The 19,383-nt window shown below is 63.5% G+C and carries 17 protein-coding genes; 5 read left to right on the top strand and 12 right to left on the bottom strand.

Annotated elements, in window-relative coordinates; translation table 11 throughout:
- Positions 1-86 precede the first annotated feature (86 nt).
- The gene (locus tag AB5Y89_RS12810; protein ID WP_039039878.1) at positions 87-719 is read right to left on the bottom strand and encodes a LysE family translocator; all 633 of its coding nucleotides are present in this window, start codon (positions 717-719) and stop codon (positions 87-89) included.
- A gap of 164 nt (positions 720-883) precedes the next feature.
- Here AB5Y89_RS12810 and AB5Y89_RS12805 point away from each other — a divergent pair, with 164 nt between their 5' ends.
- From AB5Y89_RS12805 to AB5Y89_RS12795, 3 genes are all read left to right on the top strand, one after another.
- Positions 884-2,506, top strand: a complete 1,623-nt coding sequence (locus tag AB5Y89_RS12805) for a methyl-accepting chemotaxis protein (protein WP_041215567.1) — start codon at positions 884-886, stop codon at positions 2,504-2,506.
- A 178-nt stretch (positions 2,507-2,684) separates the two neighbouring features.
- Positions 2,685-3,215, top strand: a complete 531-nt coding sequence (locus tag AB5Y89_RS12800; protein ID WP_010674042.1) for a DUF1523 family protein — start codon at positions 2,685-2,687, stop codon at positions 3,213-3,215.
- Positions 3,212-3,508, top strand: a complete 297-nt coding sequence (locus AB5Y89_RS12795; RefSeq protein WP_039039881.1) for a helix-turn-helix domain-containing protein — start codon at positions 3,212-3,214, stop codon at positions 3,506-3,508. Before AB5Y89_RS12800 ends, AB5Y89_RS12795 begins: the two co-directional genes overlap by 4 nt.
- Positions 3,509-3,604: 96 nt before the next feature.
- On the opposite strand, the gene AB5Y89_RS12790 is transcribed toward AB5Y89_RS12795, so the two are convergent.
- Positions 3,605-4,081 carry a hypothetical protein gene (locus AB5Y89_RS12790; protein ID WP_045525252.1) on the bottom strand — a complete coding sequence of 159 codons (477 nt, stop codon included), beginning with the start codon at positions 4,079-4,081 and terminating at the stop codon, positions 3,605-3,607.
- A 29-nt stretch (positions 4,082-4,110) separates the two neighbouring features.
- Entirely contained in the window at positions 4,111-5,046 is a 936-nt protein-coding gene (rihA, locus tag AB5Y89_RS12785; RefSeq protein ID WP_010674039.1) for a pyrimidine-specific ribonucleoside hydrolase RihA, read from the bottom strand.
- A gap of 161 nt (positions 5,047-5,207) precedes the next feature.
- Between rihA and AB5Y89_RS12780 the strand changes: the two genes are divergently transcribed.
- Entirely contained in the window at positions 5,208-5,972 is a 765-nt protein-coding gene (locus AB5Y89_RS12780; RefSeq protein WP_368211688.1) for an RluA family pseudouridine synthase, read from the top strand.
- 107 nt (positions 5,973-6,079) lie between these two features.
- Here AB5Y89_RS12780 and udp read toward each other — a convergent pair whose 3' ends face one another.
- The gene (udp, locus tag AB5Y89_RS12775; protein ID WP_010674037.1) at positions 6,080-6,835 is read right to left on the bottom strand and encodes a uridine phosphorylase; all 756 of its coding nucleotides are present in this window, start codon (positions 6,833-6,835) and stop codon (positions 6,080-6,082) included.
- Positions 6,836-7,227: 392 nt separating this feature from the next.
- Here udp and AB5Y89_RS12770 point away from each other — a divergent pair, with 392 nt between their 5' ends.
- Positions 7,228-7,380 (top strand): hypothetical protein, encoded by a 153-nt coding sequence (locus AB5Y89_RS12770; protein WP_368223940.1) that lies wholly within the window; start codon positions 7,228-7,230, stop codon positions 7,378-7,380.
- Positions 7,381-7,460: 80 nt separating this feature from the next.
- Here the strand turns inward: AB5Y89_RS12770 and AB5Y89_RS12765 are convergent, their stop codons facing one another.
- The 8 genes from AB5Y89_RS12765 to AB5Y89_RS12730 are packed head-to-tail and all read right to left on the bottom strand — an operon-like array spanning position 7,461 to position 19,291.
- Entirely contained in the window at positions 7,461-7,685 is a 225-nt protein-coding gene (locus tag AB5Y89_RS12765; RefSeq protein WP_368223939.1) for a hypothetical protein, read from the bottom strand.
- Positions 7,682-9,628, bottom strand: a complete 1,947-nt coding sequence (locus tag AB5Y89_RS12760; RefSeq protein ID WP_368223938.1) for a hypothetical protein — start codon at positions 9,626-9,628, stop codon at positions 7,682-7,684. Before AB5Y89_RS12760 ends, AB5Y89_RS12765 begins: the two co-directional genes overlap by 4 nt.
- Positions 9,629-9,655: 27 nt before the next feature.
- On the bottom strand, positions 9,656-10,060 hold the full coding sequence (locus AB5Y89_RS12755) for a hypothetical protein (RefSeq protein WP_239053225.1): 405 nt from the start codon (positions 10,058-10,060) through the stop codon (positions 9,656-9,658).
- Between the two features lies 1 nt (position 10,061).
- Positions 10,062-11,231 (bottom strand): hypothetical protein, encoded by a 1,170-nt coding sequence (locus AB5Y89_RS12750; protein ID WP_368223936.1) that lies wholly within the window; start codon positions 11,229-11,231, stop codon positions 10,062-10,064.
- 2 nt (positions 11,232-11,233) lie between these two features.
- Positions 11,234-12,427 carry a hypothetical protein gene (locus tag AB5Y89_RS12745; RefSeq protein ID WP_368223935.1) on the bottom strand — a complete coding sequence of 398 codons (1,194 nt, stop codon included), beginning with the start codon at positions 12,425-12,427 and terminating at the stop codon, positions 11,234-11,236.
- Between the two features lie 47 nt (positions 12,428-12,474).
- Positions 12,475-16,092 carry a curculin (mannose-binding) lectin protein gene (locus AB5Y89_RS12740; RefSeq protein ID WP_368223933.1) on the bottom strand — a complete coding sequence of 1,206 codons (3,618 nt, stop codon included), beginning with the start codon at positions 16,090-16,092 and terminating at the stop codon, positions 12,475-12,477.
- Positions 16,089-16,457, bottom strand: a complete 369-nt coding sequence (locus tag AB5Y89_RS12735; protein ID WP_368223931.1) for a hypothetical protein — start codon at positions 16,455-16,457, stop codon at positions 16,089-16,091. Before AB5Y89_RS12735 ends, AB5Y89_RS12740 begins: the two co-directional genes overlap by 4 nt.
- Positions 16,454-19,291, bottom strand: a complete 2,838-nt coding sequence (locus AB5Y89_RS12730; protein WP_368223929.1) for a tape measure protein — start codon at positions 19,289-19,291, stop codon at positions 16,454-16,456. The genes AB5Y89_RS12735 and AB5Y89_RS12730 overlap by 4 nt, the downstream gene beginning before the upstream one ends.
- Positions 19,292-19,383 lie beyond the last annotated feature (92 nt).

Genomic DNA, 19,383 nt, shown 5'->3' with positions numbered 1-19,383 from the left:
CCTCCCGGGCAGGGAGGTGGCCTTTTTGCATGATCTCTCTTCAGGTGCCCCATGGCGTCACATAGGGCGGCAGATTGAGCGGGTGTTTAGCCGAAGGCCAGCCAGACCCCGACAAACAGCATGAGAGAGCCCGCGATCCGGTTCATCAGAGTGACATTGCCGCTCTTGGCGAGGAAATGGCGCAAGGTGCGGCCACCGCTGGCATAGAGCATCAGGCAGGAGAACTCGATGACCAGGATGAGTGCGACCAGGGCCCCTATCTGGGGTGCCATCGGCTTGGCCGCATTGATGAAGGGGGGCAGCAGGGAGACCATGAAGGCCCACCCCTTGGGGTTGGCGATGGCGGTCACGAACCCCTGCACGGCCAGTCCCATGGGGCTGGTCTGCTGGCCCGCCGAGAGATCCGCCGGGATGGCCATCTTGCCCTTGGCCTGCCACATCTGGATGCCAAGCCAGACCAGGTAGGCGCCACCTACATATTTGAATGCTGAGAACAGGGCCGGGTAGTTGAGCATGACTGCCGCCACCCCGACCACCGACAGCACGGAGACCAGGCCGACGCCGACAAGCTCCCCCCACATCATGTGCAGGGTACGGCGCACCCCCAGACTCATGCCCAGGGTCATCGCCAGGGTCATGCACATACCGGGGGTTACTGAGACAAAAAAGAACGTGGGAATAAAGAGCGCCAAGATGGCGGGATCAATCCAGTCGGACACACTACACCTCCAGGGTAACAAGCAGACGATCTTGCCTATCACACTCTTTTAACACAAGAAAAACCTTTTCATTCAGCAAGAATTCAGCATTAAAAACCCTGTGACAAGGATTGTCGCGCCTGTGTAAGATGCCGCCTCACTCCTCTTTCGGGTTAGGATCTTTCATGTCATTGAATAATCTGTCCATTCGTCTTCAAGTGCTTATCCCTCTCCTGCTCGCCAGCCTGTTGATGCTGCTGATGGCCGTGATCAGCAAACAGGAAATCGACGGTGCCATTCAGGACATGAATGAAACCACCGCCAGCGTTACCCGCCACAAGGACGACATCGCGGCCCTGATCCACGCCACCTACCGGCTGCGCACCAACGCCATCTACGGCCTGTACGATGAGGCCCTCTTCGCCCAGTTGCCGGCCCAGCTCTCCGCCGCCGAACAGGAGATTGGCGCCATCCTGACCAGACTGGTTGTCACCGGAGCCGAGCAGGACAACCGTCAGGTCGCGGCCGCCCTGCAGGCCTACCTCGGCCATACCCGCAGCAGCATGCTGCCCCTGCTGACCGCCAAGTACCAAGGCAGTGGCGATCCCGCCGCCTATGAGCAGGCCCGCCTGCACTTTCGCGATCTGGGGGAGGCGCTCATCAAGCAGATCGATGCCATGTCCGTCCACATCAATCAGCTGACCCAGACTGAGATTGCCGAGGAGCAGGCCCACTACCGCGCGACCCTGCTGCGCACCCTGCTGCTGATGGGGGGCACCCTGATCGCGGCCCTGCTGGGTGGCTGGTGGATCTCCGGGCGCATCGTGCAGCCCATCGGCCAGTTGCAGGAGGTGATGCACGCCGTCGCCCTCGGCCGCTTCAATGTGCGTGCCAATGCCGAAGGCAACAACGAGCTGGGCCAGCTCGCCAGGGATATCAACCGGACCCTGAGCCAGCTTGCCAACACCATCCAGACCCTGACCGGCATCAGCGGCAATGTGGCCTCCGCCGCCACCGAGCTTGCCGCTGTGATGACCCAGGCAGAGGTCAACGCCCAGCAGCAGCGCGGTGAGACCGAACAGGTGGCCTCCGCCGTCACCGAGCTGGCCAGCACCGCCGACAACGTCAACCACAACGCCGCCCTGGCCGACGAGCTGGCCCGGGATGCCAACAGTCGGGTCGAGCAGGGGCTGGCCCTGTTTGCCGAAAGCATCGAGGCCAACGGCCGCATGGCGGGCAGTCTGGAGAACGCCGCGACTGTGGTGGCCAGGCTCAAGTCCCAGTCCGAGCAGATCGGCAAGGTGATCGAAGTCATTCAGAGCATTTCGGAGCAGACCAACCTGCTGGCCCTCAACGCCGCCATCGAGGCGGCCCGCGCCGGTGAAAGCGGCCGCGGCTTTGCGGTGGTGGCCGACGAAGTGCGCCTGCTGGCCGCCCGTACCCAGGACTCCACCAAGGAGATCCAGGCCATCATCGAGCAGTTGCAGAGCCAGTCCCTCTCCGCCAACAGCGGCGTGCAGCAGACCCTGGAGATCCTCGGCCACAACCGGCAGCTCTCCGCCGAGGTACAGGCCTTGCTGGGGGGCATCACGGACGCGGTCAACCAGATCAACGGTGCCAACGCCCAGGTGGCGACCGCGGCAGAACAACAATCCTGCGTCACCGCCGACATCAGCCGCAACCTCACCAACATCCACGAGATCGTGAACCAGAACGCCGCCGGCATCAGCCAGAGTGCCGCCGCCAGTCACGAACTGTCACAGCTCGCCGAGCAGCAGCGCAGGCAGCTCGCCCAGTTCCAGCTCTGATCCCGAGAGGGTCTCTTCGATACCGCGGGGCCCGGCGCAGGCCCCGCACTTGCCCCTCCCCCTTCACGCCTCCTGTTTAAAACGGGTTTTTGCCATCAAGGTGTCATTGGGGGCTGGGCTGCATTCGCAAATGTGGGTATGGTAGAGGCACGTCACTCCCCCTCATCGAGAGATCATCATGAGCCTGAAGTTCAAGAAACCCGCTTTTATCATGCTCGGCCTCATCGCCCTGCTCTCCGCACTCTGGCTCGATTTCTATCTGCCGGAGCACACCATCGCCACCATCACCGGGGTGGAGGTGAAGCGCACCGACAAGGATGGCCCCATCAGCCAGAAGAACCCGGCTGACGGCCCCACCACCGACGTCTATTACATCTACACCGAGCGCCCCGGCGAGAAGATCCGGGTGTTTCGCAATGAAGACACCGAATGGGGCTGGCCCTTCTACTTCAAGTTCAACGCCGCCGACGTCCAGGCCAAAGCCAAGTCCATGGAGTTCGAAAAACGCCTGGCCATCATCACCTCCTACGGCTGGCGCGTGAACATGTTCTCCATGTTCCCCAACGTCACCAAGATCGCGAGCACCGAGCCCGATGCCTCCACCTGGAGCTTCTTCCGCTGGTTCTGGTTCGGTGTCTGGGCCCTGGTGATGGGCAAGGCGGCCATCGCCACCTGGCGCTACTTCGATCGCCTCGAGGACGAGATATGAGCGAGCCGAGCAAGACCCGCACCAGCTTCTATCGCCGGCTCTACGTGGCTCACCTCATCAGTCAGGGCACGGACACCGTGCCCGCCATCATGGAGGCGACCGGCATGCCGCGCCGCACCGCCCAGGACACCCTCAGCGCCCTGGCGGAGCTCGACATCCAGTGCGCCTTCGAGCAGACCGAGGGGGCTCGCCATCTGCAGGGGCACTACCGCATCAGTGACTGGGGGCCCATCAATCCGGCCTGGATTGCCGCGCAGCTTCCCGTCATCAGGCAGACCCTGGGGTATCCCTGACACCCCGGACCCGGGTCTGCTCCCATAGAGAAGGGGCCAGCCTTGCGGCTGGCCCCTTTCTTGTCTGGCCTGATATCCCGTTGCCCTCCCCCGGGCTCACTCCCCTTCGCCGAAAGACGCTTCCGGCAGCGGCTCCGCCGACTCACCCCTGGTGCAGTCGATGATGGAGCGCTTGGGATTGTTGGGGTCGCGCAGCAACAGGGGGGCCATCCCCTCGTCATGCAGCCTCTCGTCGGAAAATTCGCTGCCATAGGCGTTGTGGGTCAGCCTGCGGGCATTGGCGATGGGGGTATCCACGAAGAGGGCATGTACCTCGAAGGTGGAGGCCGGCACCAGGAAGCCGACGATAGGCAGGCCGTGCAGCTCCTGATGGACCTTGTACCAGGCAAAGCCCTCGCTCACCTTGTCAGGGGTATACATGGCGAGCTGCGGATTGGCCGGGCGCCCGGTCTCGATGTCGAGATGAAGGGTGTCCAGCTCGCAGGTCGCCAGCCCCTGCCACATCTTCTCGAACGGGGTCGCGCAACCCGTCAGTTGCATGCATGTCAGCAGCGCCAACGTCCCTTTCCACATTCCCAACCCCTTATCCGATGTCCAGGATGTCAACCAAATGAGCGCAGTCGCTGCACCAGCAACTCGATGAAACCGACCCTGTCGAGCCCCAGCAGCACCAGGGCATTGGCCGGTTTGCCGGTCAGGTCGTAGCGATCCACCACCGTCATCCCCAGGGTATGGGTCCCGCCGGTTTCGATATCGACCCGGCACTCCACCCCGTGAAACAGGGAGGGCGCCAGCAGCCAGGCGATGGTACAGGGGTCATGGAGCGGCGCGCCAGCAAATCCCCACTTGGGATCCCGATGATAGATCATGAAGAAGTCGAGCAGTTGTGCCACGCACTGCGCCACCGGGTTGGGAATGGCGCGTACCCGCTCGATATCCTCGTCCATCACCTGGGCCTCGTGGGTCACGTCCAGCCCGCACATGGTGATGGGCAGCCCCGACTTGAAGACCATATCGGCCGCTTCGGGGTCCACATAAATATTGAATTCCGCCGCCGGGGTCCAGTTGCCCGCACCGGCGGCGCCCCCCATCAGCACGATGCGGGCGATCTTCTGCTTGAGCTCGGGGTGGGCCGCCAGCAAGAGGGCAATGTTGGTGAGCGGCCCGGTCGGCACCAAGGTGACCGGCTCCGGGCTCTCGCGCAGACACCTTGCCATCAGTTCAAGGGCGCTCATCGCCCGGGGAGCAAAGGCGGGATCCGGCAGCTCTGGGCCGTCCAGCCCCGATTCGCCGTGGACGTTGTCGGCGATGATGAGCTCACGGGCCAGGGGCTTGGCAGCCCCCGCCGCCACCGGGATGTCGTCGCGGCCGAGCAGGGTCAGGATACGCAGGGCATTGTTGAGGGTCTTGTCCGGGGTCTGGTTGCCCGCGCTGGTGGTGACCGCCAGCACCTTGAGTTCGGGGCTCGCCAGCGCCAGAATGAGGGCGATGGCATCATCGTGGCCGGGATCGCAATCGAGAATAACGGGCAACGCCATGGACAGACTCCTTACAACATGACAGGGAGCCATACCTTAGCAAGAGATGGCCAGATGAACTCAGGAGGGAGTCACAAAACGCCTCAACCAACGAGATCAAGTACTTGGCGATATGCCTTGGGAGCGGACACCCAGATTCGCCGCGCCGCCATCGTTCGGGTATGATCCCTCCCCCTTCATCGTCCGGTTGCCCCATGTCCGCCATCATCGACACCTTTGTTGCTCCGCCCTGCGCCGCCACCATCGAGATCCTGTTTGAGGATGCGCATCTGCTGCTCATCAACAAGCCGAGCGGCCTGCTGAGCCTCTCGGGCAAGAACCCGCAGAACCTCGATTCGGTCCATTACCGGCTGGTACAGGATTACCCCGGCTGCACCCTGGTGCACCGCCTCGACTTTGGCACCTCGGGCGTCATGGTGGTGGCCAAAAACAAGAGCATCAACGCCCTGCTCTGCCACCAGTTCAGCCAGCGCACCGTGAGCAAGGCTTACGAGGCACTGCTCTGCGGCCATCTGGCGGTGGATGAGGGCGTCATCGACGCATCCATCGCCAAGGATCCGGCGCTGTTCCCGCTGATGAGCATCTGCGCCGCCAGCGGCAAACCCGCCCGCTCACGCTATCGGGTGATGGAGTGGCTCACCCTGGAGGGGGCAGGCCAGCCGGTGCCATTGACCCGGGTCAGGCTGGTACCGGAAACCGGGCGCACCCACCAACTGCGCATCCACAGCCAGTGGCTGGGCCATCCCATCCTGGGATGCGATCTCTATGGCGGCCTGCTCCCGCCCGGCTGCGAACGAGCCCCCAGACTGATGCTGCACGCCAGTGAACTCGGTTTTGTGCACCCGGTGAGCGGCGAAGCGGTACAGATCCGCTGTGAGGCACCCTTTGCGCAGGCACTGGCGGCCATGACGGTGCAACAGGGGTAACGAAGAAGGGGGAAAGCAGGGCCAGGAAGGCAAAAGGGGCAAACGGCGGATAAAGATAGGGGCCGCGCTTTCGCAACGGCCCCCACCCCCCACTCGGTGTGGTGCTATCAGATCAGCTTGCGGGCGGCGCCCAGCACGATCTTGATGGCATCAGATTCGGTTTTCGCCATGGTTTCGGCGTTCGGGATTTCCTGCTGGGTACGGTTCACGATGACACCGGCCACCATGCCCGCACGCAGGCCCTGGCTGGTACACATGGTCAGCAGGGTCGCGGACTCCATCTCGTAGTTCAGCACGCCCATGGCTTGCCACTCTTTCATGGAACCCTGGAAACGTTGTACCACGCGACCGGATACGGTGTCGTAACGCTCCTGACCCGGGTAGAAGGTGTCAGAAGAAGCAGTGACGCCCACATGCAGCTTGGAGCCCAGCTCCTTGGCGGTGTTCACCAGGGCGGTGGTGCAGTCAAAGTCGGCCACTGCCGGGAACTCCATCGGCGCGAAGTGCAGGCTGGCACCGTCGAGGCGCACGGAGCCGGTGGTGACGATCACGTCGCCCACGTTCAGGTGCGGCTGGATGGCGCCGGTGGTGCCGATGCGCAGGAAGGTACGGATACCCAGCTGGGCCAGCTCTTCCACCGCGATGGAGGTGGACGGGCCACCGATACCGGTGGAGCAGATGATCACGGCCTTGCCGTCCATCTCGCCGCGCCAGGTGGTGAATTCACGATGGCTGGCCAGGTGCACCGGGTTGTCCAACAGCTCTGCGATGCGCTTCACGCGCTCGGGGTCACCGGGGACGATCGCCAGGGTGGCGCCTTGCAGATCCGCTTTTTTCAAACCCAAGTGAAATACATCAGACATAGTGGACTCCTGGTTGCGCCCCGCCGCATGGCAGCCGAGTGCAGTTAAGGTGATTCTTTACGGTACTTTCAAGCCGGTGTCCCCTCATCCGGGGAGGCGCCAACTATGGTCGAAAGCGCTTTCCAATTCCTTGATGCGCCTCACACTTCTGCGCTTCAAAGCTGACAAAAATGGCGCGAAACGTTTGCTAAGATGATGAATTTCTTGAAAAACGTTTTTACGTTCCTTTTGCACTACCATCCCTTGTCAAGCCTTGAGCGACCGTCCATTCAAAGAGCGCGATCGAGTCCACAAAGTTGCAAACGAGATACCATTGACCCCTTCTCATCCCCTCCGACGCTGTTATGTTGGCGCCCGAATACCACTTAATGGCTAATCATACGGAGTCCATCATGGCGACATTCAAGTTCTACATTCCCGCAATCAACCTGATGGGTGCGGGCTGCCTGCAGGAGGCGGCAGCGGATATCCAGGGACATGGCTATCGCAAGGCGCTCATCGTCACCTGTAGCCCGCCGCGAAAAATGAAAAAATCTTCTGGGTAAAACGATAAACAGAGCTCTGCTGCATTTATCAAACTCGGTGAATCAGGAATCACCCAGTTTGAAAGACGCTTAACAGGGGTTTAAACCTCGATTTCATAGGTTGGTAAATCAGGCGCGGGCCCAATGATGGCGCCTCCCTGATAAAACGCCTTCTGGCCGATGGCCACCCCTCCCCCTCGCACGATCACCACGCCCCCGCCCTGGGTCTCCAGCGTGGTACTGGTACCCGTCGTTGCGGTGACGGTACCGACCATCAACGGGTCGGCACCGGGTATCAGCTCCCGGAACTGCTTGAACAGGTTCATACAAATCGCTCCACACTCAGTTGCTGGCGCACCGTCATGGCCTTGTTCTGCAGCTCAGCAGAGACCCTGACGCCCCGGTTGTATCCCTTCCAGCCATCCACCGCGAGCAACGCCCCGGGCAGAATAAGCCCCGTATCGGCAGACAACGGCAGCTGGATGGTCTGGGTGCGCTTCGGCATAGTCTTGGCCAAGCCCACCACACCCTGGGCGCGGGCCGCCACCACATCGCACACCAGCGGGTGGGTGATGGCCGGAGCTTGCCGCTCCCCTACCGTGCCTTGGCGCAGCACCCGCGCGTTGATGCCCTGATGGCCACCGCTGACATAGATGCCGTTCGCCGGCTGCCCCGGCTGGAAGTCGCTGCCCAGCGTCGTGATGATGGCTCGGGGGATGGCCACGTCGGCCAGCGCTCCATCGAGCTGCCAGGGCACGCTCGGATAGCGCGGCTTGATGACCAGGTGCCGATCGCGCTGGTGCGGCAACACGAACCCACCTGCCGCCTCGGCCAGGTACTTGATCGCCTCGATGGGTGTCTGACTGTCCAGGCTGAAAAACCCGCCTGGTACCAGCCAATCCGGCGCCTGCCAGTCCAGGGTCCACCCGAACGGTAGCAGCGCCTCTGCGAGCTGGGCCATGGTCGCTGCACCGATCTCGCTCACTGCCTGGGGTAAGACATGGGTCGGTGACAAATAGGCGGTGCGAGATCGCCCGGTGAGGGTCGCCGACTCACGGGCAAAGCTCTGACTTGACTGCCAACCATCGCACACGCAATCCCACTGCTGGCCGTTGACGAAGATGCTTACCTCCTCCTCGTCCGTCATCTCGGCTGCCGCGATGCGGGGGATCTGGGCCGTGAACTGCCAGGCCCAGGAGTCGGTGTCGAGCTCGATGCTCAGCGAGGTGGCGGGAATGTCAAGCCCGTCCCTGACCCGCACAATGCTTGCTGCGTTGCTCACCAGGTAAACCCTCCGGGTTGGAATAACGATGTGGGCTTGTCCGAACCAGACAAACTCAAGAGAGGCATCCCCCCGGGGGCGGCCGAACGCCAGCTTGCGGCTGCGCTTGTCCGGGCGCTCCGGGGTGATGGGGGGCTTGGGGGGCGGCGTGATGCCCCAGGGGGGCTGTATCGCCTCGTCCCACCCATCCCGCCAGCTTTTGCGAAGGGGCAGACCCCACTGCCAGCGCTGGCCGGTCAGGGTGAACCCCAGCCCGATACCCTGGGACCAGCCGCCCGGGTGTTCGTTGTCCAGGCGCGGCAGGTCACGATAACCGCTCACCTGCCAGCCCCCCGCCCTGGTGGCCTCACGCCACGGCGAGCGCGGAGTGACATCGCAGCGCGGCAGGCTGGTAAAGCCGGTGCCGTGGGTCGTGCCCAGTGCCGGGCCTTCTTCAAAGCGATCCTGCACCAGGTTATCGCAGCGCGGCATCTGGGCCACGACACCTACCAGAGTGCTCTCCAGCGCCGTGCCCTTTTGCCAGGACTGCTGATGGTGCGCCTGGGCCACCCCGGGGCGCTCCCAGTGGCTGATGACGCTGGCCACTACATCCTGGGCTTGCTGCCACTGACCCTGGCTGGTGTGGCTCGGCCCCCGAAACACGTTGATGTCATAGCCCGCCTCAATCTGGTAGAGCGCGGCCCGCGCCGTCACGGTCAGCGTTGCATCGATCACCACGCTGGCGGTGATGTCCGTGACCGTGGCAGGGGCCGTGCTGGCCAGGGTAGCCGGATGGATGGGCGTGATCGTGACATCTGTCAGCGGTGCCTGCCCCTGCCCCTGCAAGACGGCAGGCAGCACCAGCCCGGGGGAGCTGGCGAAGGTGGGCGGCAGACAGGTGCCCTGCAGCACGGCCACATAGCGCACCACCATGGCCGGGTTCAGCTCCAGGGCAGCGGACGACTTGCGGGCCTTCTGCAGCGCCAGGCGGGCGTCGGTTCTGGCCATGCTGACCTCTTGGCTCACGCAGAGCGGTTAGGGTTCGGTGAAGGTGGCATTGTTGATGCGCACCATGGCGCCCGCATACAGCTCGTTCGCCGGGATCTCGATGTCGGCCCCGCTGCCCGGTGGCCCCACATCCAGGTCTGCGATAAAGACCCCATCGCGGTTGGCCAACCGCCCCCACGTCTGGACTCCGTTACCGGTGACCATCTTCTCGGCAAGCGGCTTGAGGGTCAGCACCCCGCCCGTCACGCTCTGGGCGCAGGGGTGGGTAAACTGCATGGCGACCAGCAGCACCTGACTGGTGACGGCGGCCCCCGGGGCGGGCCGTGGCCCGGTGTAAATGGTGAGGGTCGCCGGCCCAGCACTGCCTGAGTCGATGGCCGTGGCCAGCAGATTGGCGCGAGCGGTGCGCAACGTATCGGAGTAGGTGAACATATCAACCTCCTGACAGGCCGACCCCCTCCCCGGGGGCGTAGGGGGTGGGGAGCTGGTAGTCGGCCGCCACGGCGTTGTAATCGGCCGGGCCGAACGCCGGATCGTCCTGGGCGACCAGCATGTAACGGCGGTTCAGCCACAGCAGATCGAACCGGTACTTGCCATCGCTTTCCCGGCTGTAGGTCTCGCCGATGAGGTTCCCCGCCTGTTCAAAGCACAGCACCCGGCGTCTCACCCCCTCCCCGTTGATGGTGACTGTGCTCTCGATGTAACCCTGCTCGGCGCCTTGTTCGCCATCCCTGATCCAGTTCTGATCCCGCCCCTGGCAAAGCGGCGCCGCCGTCACCGACACGGCAGACATGGGGCCGGCATAGACTGCCCCTGGACTGCCACGCCACTCTACATCCTGCGGCTCGAACTGGCTGCGGGGCTCCTGGTTGGCGGGAACGGCATTGAGCGCGGCGGTCTTGATCATCGGGTCACCCAACCGAAAGGGCTGGCGAGCGGTGATCTCCTCTTGTGTCAGGGGCCGACCATAGATGGCGACATCACAGGTCTGGCAAGAGCCGTTATTTACGGCGTTGTAGTAATAGGCCCCCACCGTCAGGTATTTGCCGGCTGTTTGAGAGAACACATCGAACGGCACCGTCATTGCCGAGTCTTTCACGCCGTCGATGTAAACATAGGTCGCCGTGCCCGCCTCATTGAGCTGCACGACATAGTGATGATTGCCGACTGATAGGTTTTCCCAGAAGTTGGTCAGCGAGGGGTAACTGACAGGCACCGATGGGTTGGTCATATTCTGGTAACTGCACACACCCAGGTTGTCTTGATAGAGCAGCATGTATCGGCCCGCGTTCCCTGTAAGGGGCTGATTCACACCGATGGCGGTGCTGTATGTGCCATTTCCTTTTTCGCCATCCAGTCTGAATATCCCCTCAACGGCCTTGATCTTCGGCAAGCTGTCCTGGGCAATCCGCAGTGACCCACTAAATGGGGGCGTCAGAACCGATGGCACCAGTTGTGTCGTCATCGGTGGGGCTAAAAAACTCACCGAACCGACCGGGGTGAGATGACGGTTATTACCACTGAGATCATTGCCGTTACTGTTCAACGGCCAGTAAGCAAGCAAACCAGCGGTGGCCTGAATGAGATCAGAGAGTGTGGCCATGCTTACCTCCACGGTCCGGTCAGATCAAACGCCACCAATGTGACCAGCCCGGCGGTGGATTGTGTCTCCGAATAGCACGACTGGATAAAGCGCACAATTTTCCCGGGCACGGCGGGCAAGTCAGCGAAATTCTTGCGATCCCAGCCCGCGATGGTGCCATAGGGCACAATCAGGCCCGGCATGAAGCCACGCAGGTTAGACCCTGTTTCAAAGAGCATGATGGGATCGGTGCTCATGTAAAAACCGTTATCCGGGCCGTTGGGGGTATTCATGCCGGTGCCAAACCGGGAAAAGATGCCTTTCAGCCACCAGTCAGCAGAGCCAAACAGTTGGCTATATGGCCGCGCCATTTTGCGATAGAGAGACACATCAAAGTTGAGGAACTGGTTGCCATAGTTGCTGTTGGATGCCCCCGCGCCTTGAGCCCAGTTTCTGGCCGTTTCTGTCGCCAGCAGGCTGGGATAATGGGCTATGACAGCATGATAGCGATCCCCTGGCCTGACCGACTTCAAATAGCCGAAGAGGTAGAAATGCTGGTAGTTCGAGGCGCCATAGGCGGGCAGAAAATAGAACAGCTGGGGATCACCGATAAGATCCCAACGCTTGTCGCTATAGCGCCCCGTGGCAGGCCAGCGGTGCTCGTAAATGGTGGTGAAGGTGTTGATGTCCACCACATCCTCGACCATGGCCACCTTCGCCAAATAGGCGTTGGCTGCACCGGTCCAGCCGCTGAATGCGGTGTTGTCGATGCGCAAGGAAACGTTGCCCGACTCGCTGACATTGGTGGGGCGATAGATGGCCACCTGGCCGTCACCACTCTCATGGGTCAGGGTCCAGCCGAGGGGTGCCACCTTCATCGACATGGTGCCGCTGCCGGCACTGCCCGGGTTGCCGCCGTCCAGCTCGAACCAGACTTCGGTGCTGCTCACCTTCTTCACTCGATGCTCGCCGTTGTAGGCGGCCGGGCTCGCCCCGCTCACCTCGATCACCGAGTCTTTGAGGTAGGCGTGCCCGCTGGAAAACGTGGCCTTGGCGGCCCCTTCGGCGGCATCCCACACCAGGGCATTGATCGTGAGGTTGCCGAACCCGGTCACCAGCACCGCCTTGAGCAGGGCCGTCAGGGCCCCGGCGGTGGTGTCCCCCAGGCTCGGGGCTCCCTGCATCTGACTCGCAAACCATTTCACCGGAAACGCCATGATGATCTCCTATGGGGTGGGGCAGATTGCCCCACCTGGTTGGTCCCTTATGGGGTGTTGATGTTGCCGCGCAGGGCCAGCTCAAACTTGTCGGTATCCTGTGACGCCACCGACTGCAACACGGTACGGATCGGCCAGAAGGGGGCGCCGGCTGCCTGGGTGGTGAAACGCAGCACGTTGCCACTCGCCCAGCCTGACCCCCAGCCCCGCTTGTCCAGCAGGAAATAGGGCTGGCCGTTGTTGGGGTTGATGGGGGCCAAGTCGGTGTTCACATCCCCCACCGCGATCTGGCCCACATGCTCCCCAACCAGCACAAAGGTGGTGCTGGAGGTGAAGATCACCGCCCAGCGCTCCTGCAGGGCGCCCCGGTTGGTGACCTGAAGCGGGTAAACCGTGTCGTTGTACTGCGCGGTGGACTGGTCGCCGATGAGGTAATCAGACCAGACATTGGTCCACGCCTTCTGATCGAACAGGTTGGTATACCTGGCCCACAGGTCGCCGATGATGAGGGCGCTGGAGACATAGGTATCTGCCGGGTCATAGGCATGGGACAGCGCCTTGGTCAGCAGCAGGCGGCCCGAGATCTCCACGTCGCTGACCAGGCTCATGTCCTCGATGCGATGCACGGCATAGAGGGGTTCGACATAGCCGGTCAGGTCTAATGGGGTGCCGAGCGTCACCACGCCGCTATCCAGGTTGGCGCTGTAGAGGGTGGTCGCCAGCGCCTTGCCGTTCTTGTCCTCCACATGGGCATGCGCCAGGCGGGTGCGGCCGGTGCTGAGCTGCTGCCCGGCACTGACCCCCAGCGGGAACGCCGACTTGCGGGTGCTGTGAACCACCACCGTGGTCCCCTTGCGGATGAAGGGCACCCGGCCATCGGACGGCAGACGCACCGGATCCAGCCCGATGATGTCGGCATCCAGCGGCAGATAGCTGAACACCACACAGTTGAACAGGATGGTGTCGGCCACCACGCTGATGGGCCGCCAGATCTTGCCGTCCAGCCCCACCTGGTCAACGTCATACCAGGGCTGGCTCTCGTTGCCCGCAGCGGTGACGAACCGACCAAAGCGCACCGTCACCACCCCGGTCTGGTAGTTCACCCGGCCATCCATGTCGGTGGTGGTGAAATAGCCGTCCCCGTCCGCCGTGGCCTCAATGCGCCGCCCGCTCGCGGTGTTGGCGCTGATGTAGAGGCTACCCGGCGCCACCGGGGCCCCCGGGGTGCGGAAGGTCACCTCATCCACCGACTGGGCGCTGAACGATGTGGCCAGGGACTGCAGCGACGGCTGAGCCGTCTGCCCGGCCGCCCAGTCAGACAGCACCGCCAACCCGTTCGAGTAGTCGATGGTCCCTGCCTGGATACCGGATCCCGTCTCCGGGTCCGGGTTGCGGTAGAGCAGGCCTTGGCGGTCTACATAGACCGCCCCCCCCAGGGTGAAGCGCAGCGACCCTTCCAGAATGGCCTCCGCAAACCCGGGGGTGACATCAATGCGCAGCGCCTGGGCGGTCAGGGTGGCGTTTTGCGCCAGCGCACTGTTGTTGTTGCGGTAGGTCACTTCGACCCAGCCCCCCTCGCCATCGGGGAAGGTGTACGCCGTGTTGTGGTACTCGATTCCGGTCATGGTCCAGCGCTGCACCGCCACCTGGTTGTTGCCCACCCATTTGGTGCCCACGGTCACCCAGGCATAGGTCGGCTTGGGCAAGGGGGCACTGCCATCCGGCATGAAATGCAGAGTGCCGGCGGCGTAGTTGATGGCCCCCAGGGTGTTGCCGCTGGCGTCCTTGAGGTTGCCCTGGCCGTCATCCAGCAGGGTGATCACCGGGTCGCGGGTCTGGATCACCAGCTCCTGATCGTCCACATCGAACTTGTGATAGAGCGCGTTGAATTTGACATGCACCGACCCGGGGGTCAGGTTGGTGGCCCCGCCACCTGCCCCGTCCAGGGTGATGGAGAGGTGCCCCACCTGGCCGGGGGTACTCAGGCGCCCCGGTTCAACGTGGCGCTCGGTCACAGGCTCACCGTACTGGTACTGGGCGATGTACTCCTGGCCCAGCGCCGGCAGGGTGATGTGATCGAGGATGATCACCCCCTCGGCATAGTTGATGGTGCCGGTGATGTCGCCGCGCAGGCGCCCGTCCCCCACCGCATCGTTGGCCGTTTGGCCGCTGCCCCAGGTCAGGATCACGCTCTTGGGGGTGATCCCGGTGTGGGGCAGTTGCCATGCCGATTTGCTGATGCTGATGGGCTGGTTGCTGCGGTTGGTGTAGTTGACCGGGGTCGCCCAGCTGAACAGGATCGCGGTGTCCACGTCCGGCAGGGCCCCCAGGGTCAGCATGACCGACCCGGTGGCCAGGTTGACGATCCCGGTGCCGAACGAGCGATCCGCGCCGAACAGCTCGCCGCGCCCGTTGTCCTTCAAGTCGTACCATTTCCCCTGCGCCATAAACGACACCGTGAGGGTGCCCGGTGCCGGAGTCGGCAGCAGGGTGATGGTGTAGGCATAGCCCCGGTTGTTGGCCTTGATGTCGATCCTGGCCGTGTCAGCGATACGGGACGGGCGAGACGCTGGCCAGAAGCTGATGGTTTTGCTGGCGGCCCCGTAGTTCGGGCACTGGGCGTTGAACTCCAGCTGACCACGGCCATAGTCGATAGCACCCACCACGGACCCGGCCACAACCAGCTCACCCCCCTTGTCGGTGATGACGGCCGCACCGATGGTGATGGTCAGGGTGCCGGGTTTCACGCCCGTGCCGAGGAACAGGCCCCGGCTGGGGGCAATGCTGACCACGGTCGAGAAGCTGACCAGGCCCTTGCCCGAATCCACCAGGCTGGCCATTTCGCCAGCTGCTGTCAGATCCACCGCTGGGGTCTCGGTGCGGGCAGACGGCACGATCTGGGTAAAGATCGTCTTGGCCCGCACCTGCATGGCGCCCAGGTTCACCGCCTCCGCCAGCTTGGTGGTGGCGAAGTAGTTGGCGGCATCGGCCACCACGGTTTCCCGCAGGGCGGTTTTGACGTTGGTCACCACATCATAGGGGGTCGGCTGCTCCCCCTCGAAGGTGTAACGCAGCGGGTCCGCCAGCTTGCAGGTCACCACGTTGCGCGTGAACTCGGGCACGTTGGGCACCTGGAACTTGGCCAGCTGCTGGGTGACTTCCAGCACCCGCACGTACTGCTCGAACTCCCCCGCCTTGCCCTCGTTGCCGACCAGCACCAGAGTCTCCCCCACTTCCGGCAGGCGCACTTCGACGCGCTGGAAGAAGCGGATCGCCCGCTGGCCTTCGAGCTGGGTGTCGTACAGGAAGCCGCGCCACTTGGGACCACGGGCCAGATAGCGCTCCAGCACGTCGCGGGCATTGGCGCGGGTGTCGTGATGATCCCGGGTGTTGATGAGGCATAGCCCCACGTTCGGGTCAGCCGGGGGCACCTGCACGATGATATGGGCACCCCTATAGGTGTCCGTGTCATCCGTCTGCACCGCCAGAAACGCCTTGCGCATGCTGACCACCCCGTAAGTGCGGTCGAGATCGCTGATGTCCTGAAACAGGCCATTGTGCTCGCCGCTCACGATCTCCTGCCCAGTGATGCGGCCGCCGCCGTCCGTGGTGTCAGTCAACCGCTGACTGGCCATCAGTTTGATGTCGCCGGAATGAATGGTCATCTGATCACCTCGGTGAAGTTAAGAGTCAGGGCATAGGGCTCACCCGCCTCGGGGTCAGCCATCTCGATCACGGGGGTGGCCACGACACCAGGCCGCCGCCAGACCACCTCCCGCTGCAGCCCATCGAGCAAAGTGAGGGTCATCAGCTGGGCCACCTGCGCCTCCAGCGCTTTAAGCAAGAGCACCGTGGCGCGGGGGGCATGGCCCACCAGGGTGATAGGGCGTCCCTCCGGCGTGGCCGTTTCCTCGACCAGGAGAGCGCCAGAGAGCGTCGGCGTGACAACCTGCTCGACGGGCGACCAATCGAACTCGTCGCGCCAAACGAGATCATCGGGCAGGAACAGCCCGTTTAAGGTGACGTTCATGAGCGCAATCCTTGCTGTTTAAGGAGGTTGATAAAGGCGGCAGCATTGGCCTCATCGGCCTGAACTTCGGCCCGGGCGGAGCCTGATCTCAGTTCGATGATGATCCGCTGGGGCTGCCCCTGGCTGAAAGAGGTTTGGGAAGATGGCCCGGCTTGACTGGTGGCCGAGGTGGTGGTCTGCGCCTTCTCTGCTTCCTTGGCCTGGGCTTTGCTCAGTTCCTGCTGGAGCTTGGTGCGCATGGCCTCCATCTCCTTCTGGAACTTCTCTGCGTACCATTTGCTCCACTCGCTATAGGCAGGGATGTCCCTGACCTTCTGGCTGTAGCGGGCCAGCTCCTCTTCCACGCCCGCGAGGGTGTTGGCCAGGGCATCGGCATTGCCCCGCAGGTTGTTGATGTCCACGGTCTTGTAGAAGAACGAGCCGGCGCCCACGGTGCGAGTGACGTCCCCTCGGCCCCCACCGGCACCGCCCCCACCACCTGCCGAGGCCACGGCATTACCGGTCTGCTCTGCCTCTTTCTGCACGCCGCGAAGGCCGGAGCGCATGGCATCGGTGGCACTCTTGGCCTTGGCGGCTGCCGTGTCGAAGCCATCGCCGATCGCCGCCACCGCCTGTTTGGCATCGCCGCTGCCCCCCTTGACCTTGCTCATGGCGTCGGCAGCGATGGCCATCGAGCGGGTGATGCCATCCCCGGTGAGCTGGCCCTGCTTGGCCATCGCCTGCATGCGCTCGATCACCGCATCGATCTCGGCCTTGTTCTTCGCCTGGTTGAATGCGGCCGCCAGGTACTCCTCACAGGCCGCCGAACTGGAGCCACTGTGCTGCACCAGGGTATCCAGGGCGCCGAGGGTCTCCTTGAAGCTCTCGCCGATGCGGCCATTGGCCCGCTCGAAGTCCAGCCCCAGGGTCTGGGCTGCCTTGCCCAGCGTGGCGGGGAGCTCTGCCGCCGTTTTCCTGGCGACGGCGTTGATCTCATCCAGGTAGTCGCGGGTCTGCTTGGCCTCGGTACCGAGCGCCTGGACGGCGGCGGCCCCCGCTCGCCAACTGCCGGTCGCCTCGTCGTAATGCACCTTGCCCTCGGCGACCAGGCGATCGAGGTCTGCCATGCTGGTGATGGCCAACCCCAGCTCGGCAGAGAGGGCCGCCAACTGGCCATTGAGCTGGGCCTGGGTTTGCGAGCGCTGGGCCTGCGCCTCTCGCAGCGCCAGCTCGGCCTGCACCAGCTGGCGCAATGCGTTGGCGAACTGGGTAATCTGGATGATGGATTCCACCGTCACGGCAGCCAGCACAGCCCTGATGGCCATGCCCAGCGCCCGCACACCGATGGCAGCACCAGCGGCTGCCGTCCCTGCCGTGGTCATGCCGCCGGCGGCGGTCGCCGTAGCCACTGGCAGCGCGACAAACTGGCCATAAAGGCCGCGCAGATCGGCAATCCAGCCCGCGATTTTCAGGCCATACCAGGCCTGTGCCATCACCAGCAGGGCATCCCGCCAGGCATAGACGGTCTGGATGAAACTCTTGATGGACTCCCCAAGCCCGACGATGCCGTCGGAGAGACGCTGGGCCCACGCCTGCAGACGGCCATCCTGAGCCATCTGGTCGAATTCACGGTTGAGGCTGGCCAGCTGGTTCTTGAGCCAGGTCAGCGCCCCGTTCTCTGCCACCATGCGGTAGAACTTGGCCAGGTTGTCCTGGGCGTTGGAGATAAGCCCCGAGAGCAGGCTCATGTTGTTGGCCGCTGCCCCGCTCGACTGGGCGGCGATCTCGTTCATCAGGGCCTGGATGGTGTCCCGGCCGAGTTTTCCCGCTTCCGAGAGCTTCTGCAGTTCGGCGGTATTCTTGCCGGTGACCTGCTCCAGCAGTTGCCACACCGGCACACCGCGCTCGATAAGCTGCAGGATCTCTTCGCCCTGCAGCTTCTGCTTGGCCCAGGCTTGGCCCAGCGCCAGGGAGATACCCTGCACCTCCTCGAAGCCGCCACCGAGCTTGTAGGCCTGATCGACGATGCCCTGCATGGCGCCATTCATGGGGTCGATGCCAAAGGCTTTCAGGCGCACGAAGACCTGGGTCACCTCGTCAAGCTGCAGCGGGGTGTTCTTGGCGAAGTCCTGGATCCAGGCAGACGCCTCTTTGCCGCCGGCAATCGACCCCATCACCGCCTTGAGCTGCACACTGAGCCGCTCGGCCTGATCGCCGGTCTGGAACATGGCCATCAGTTGGGTGGTGAGGGTCTGGATCCCGAACCAGGTACCGGCCATGGCCACCAGGCGGCCGGTCAGGCTACCGATGGCTCCCTGGAAGCCGCCAGCACCTTGCGCTCCCTGCACCAGGGAACGCCCCAGCCGTTCGGTCTGGGCCGCGCTGCCCCGCAGCTCTCGCTGCAGTCTGTTTTGTTCTTGGGCAAGGTTGCGGGTATCGAGCCCGGCTTGGGAGAGACCTGCATGCAGGCGACTATGGCTGGCAGCCTGGGCGACAAGTTGGCGCTCCAGTTGCTTGACCTCGGAGGCCAGCAGCCGTTCCTGGTCGGTGAGCTGGCGAGCGCTACCCGCCGCCCCCTGCTGCTCGCGGCGCAGTTCGGCCAAGCGGCCACGGGAAAGGGCCGTGGCCTGTTCGAGCTGGGTCAGGGCGCGGCCGCTGGCCTCGAACTGATTGATCAGCTCCTGCTGCTGAGTCAGGGTTTCCAGGGTTTGCGCCAGGCGCTCGGTCTCGGCGGCAGTCTCGGTCGAGAGGGGCCCCAGCTCCTCCACCTGCCCCGCCAGCGCGGCCAGGTCCTCGCGGCCGGTGACCTTGGCCGCCAGCTCCAGGGCGAGTTTGAGGGTGGAAGAGGTGGACATGGGGCATTCCTGTAAAATTAGGATATGCCCCATGATAAAGAGGTAGGGAAATGCGCGGATTTATGGTGAATTACTGAGATAGCTCACAGGAA

The sequence above is a fragment of the Aeromonas sp. s4 genome, from assembly GCF_040907855.1.
GTDB classification, from domain to species: Bacteria; Pseudomonadota; Gammaproteobacteria; order Enterobacterales; family Aeromonadaceae; genus Aeromonas; species Aeromonas caviae.
This window is presented reverse-complemented; position numbering and strand designations above follow the sequence as displayed.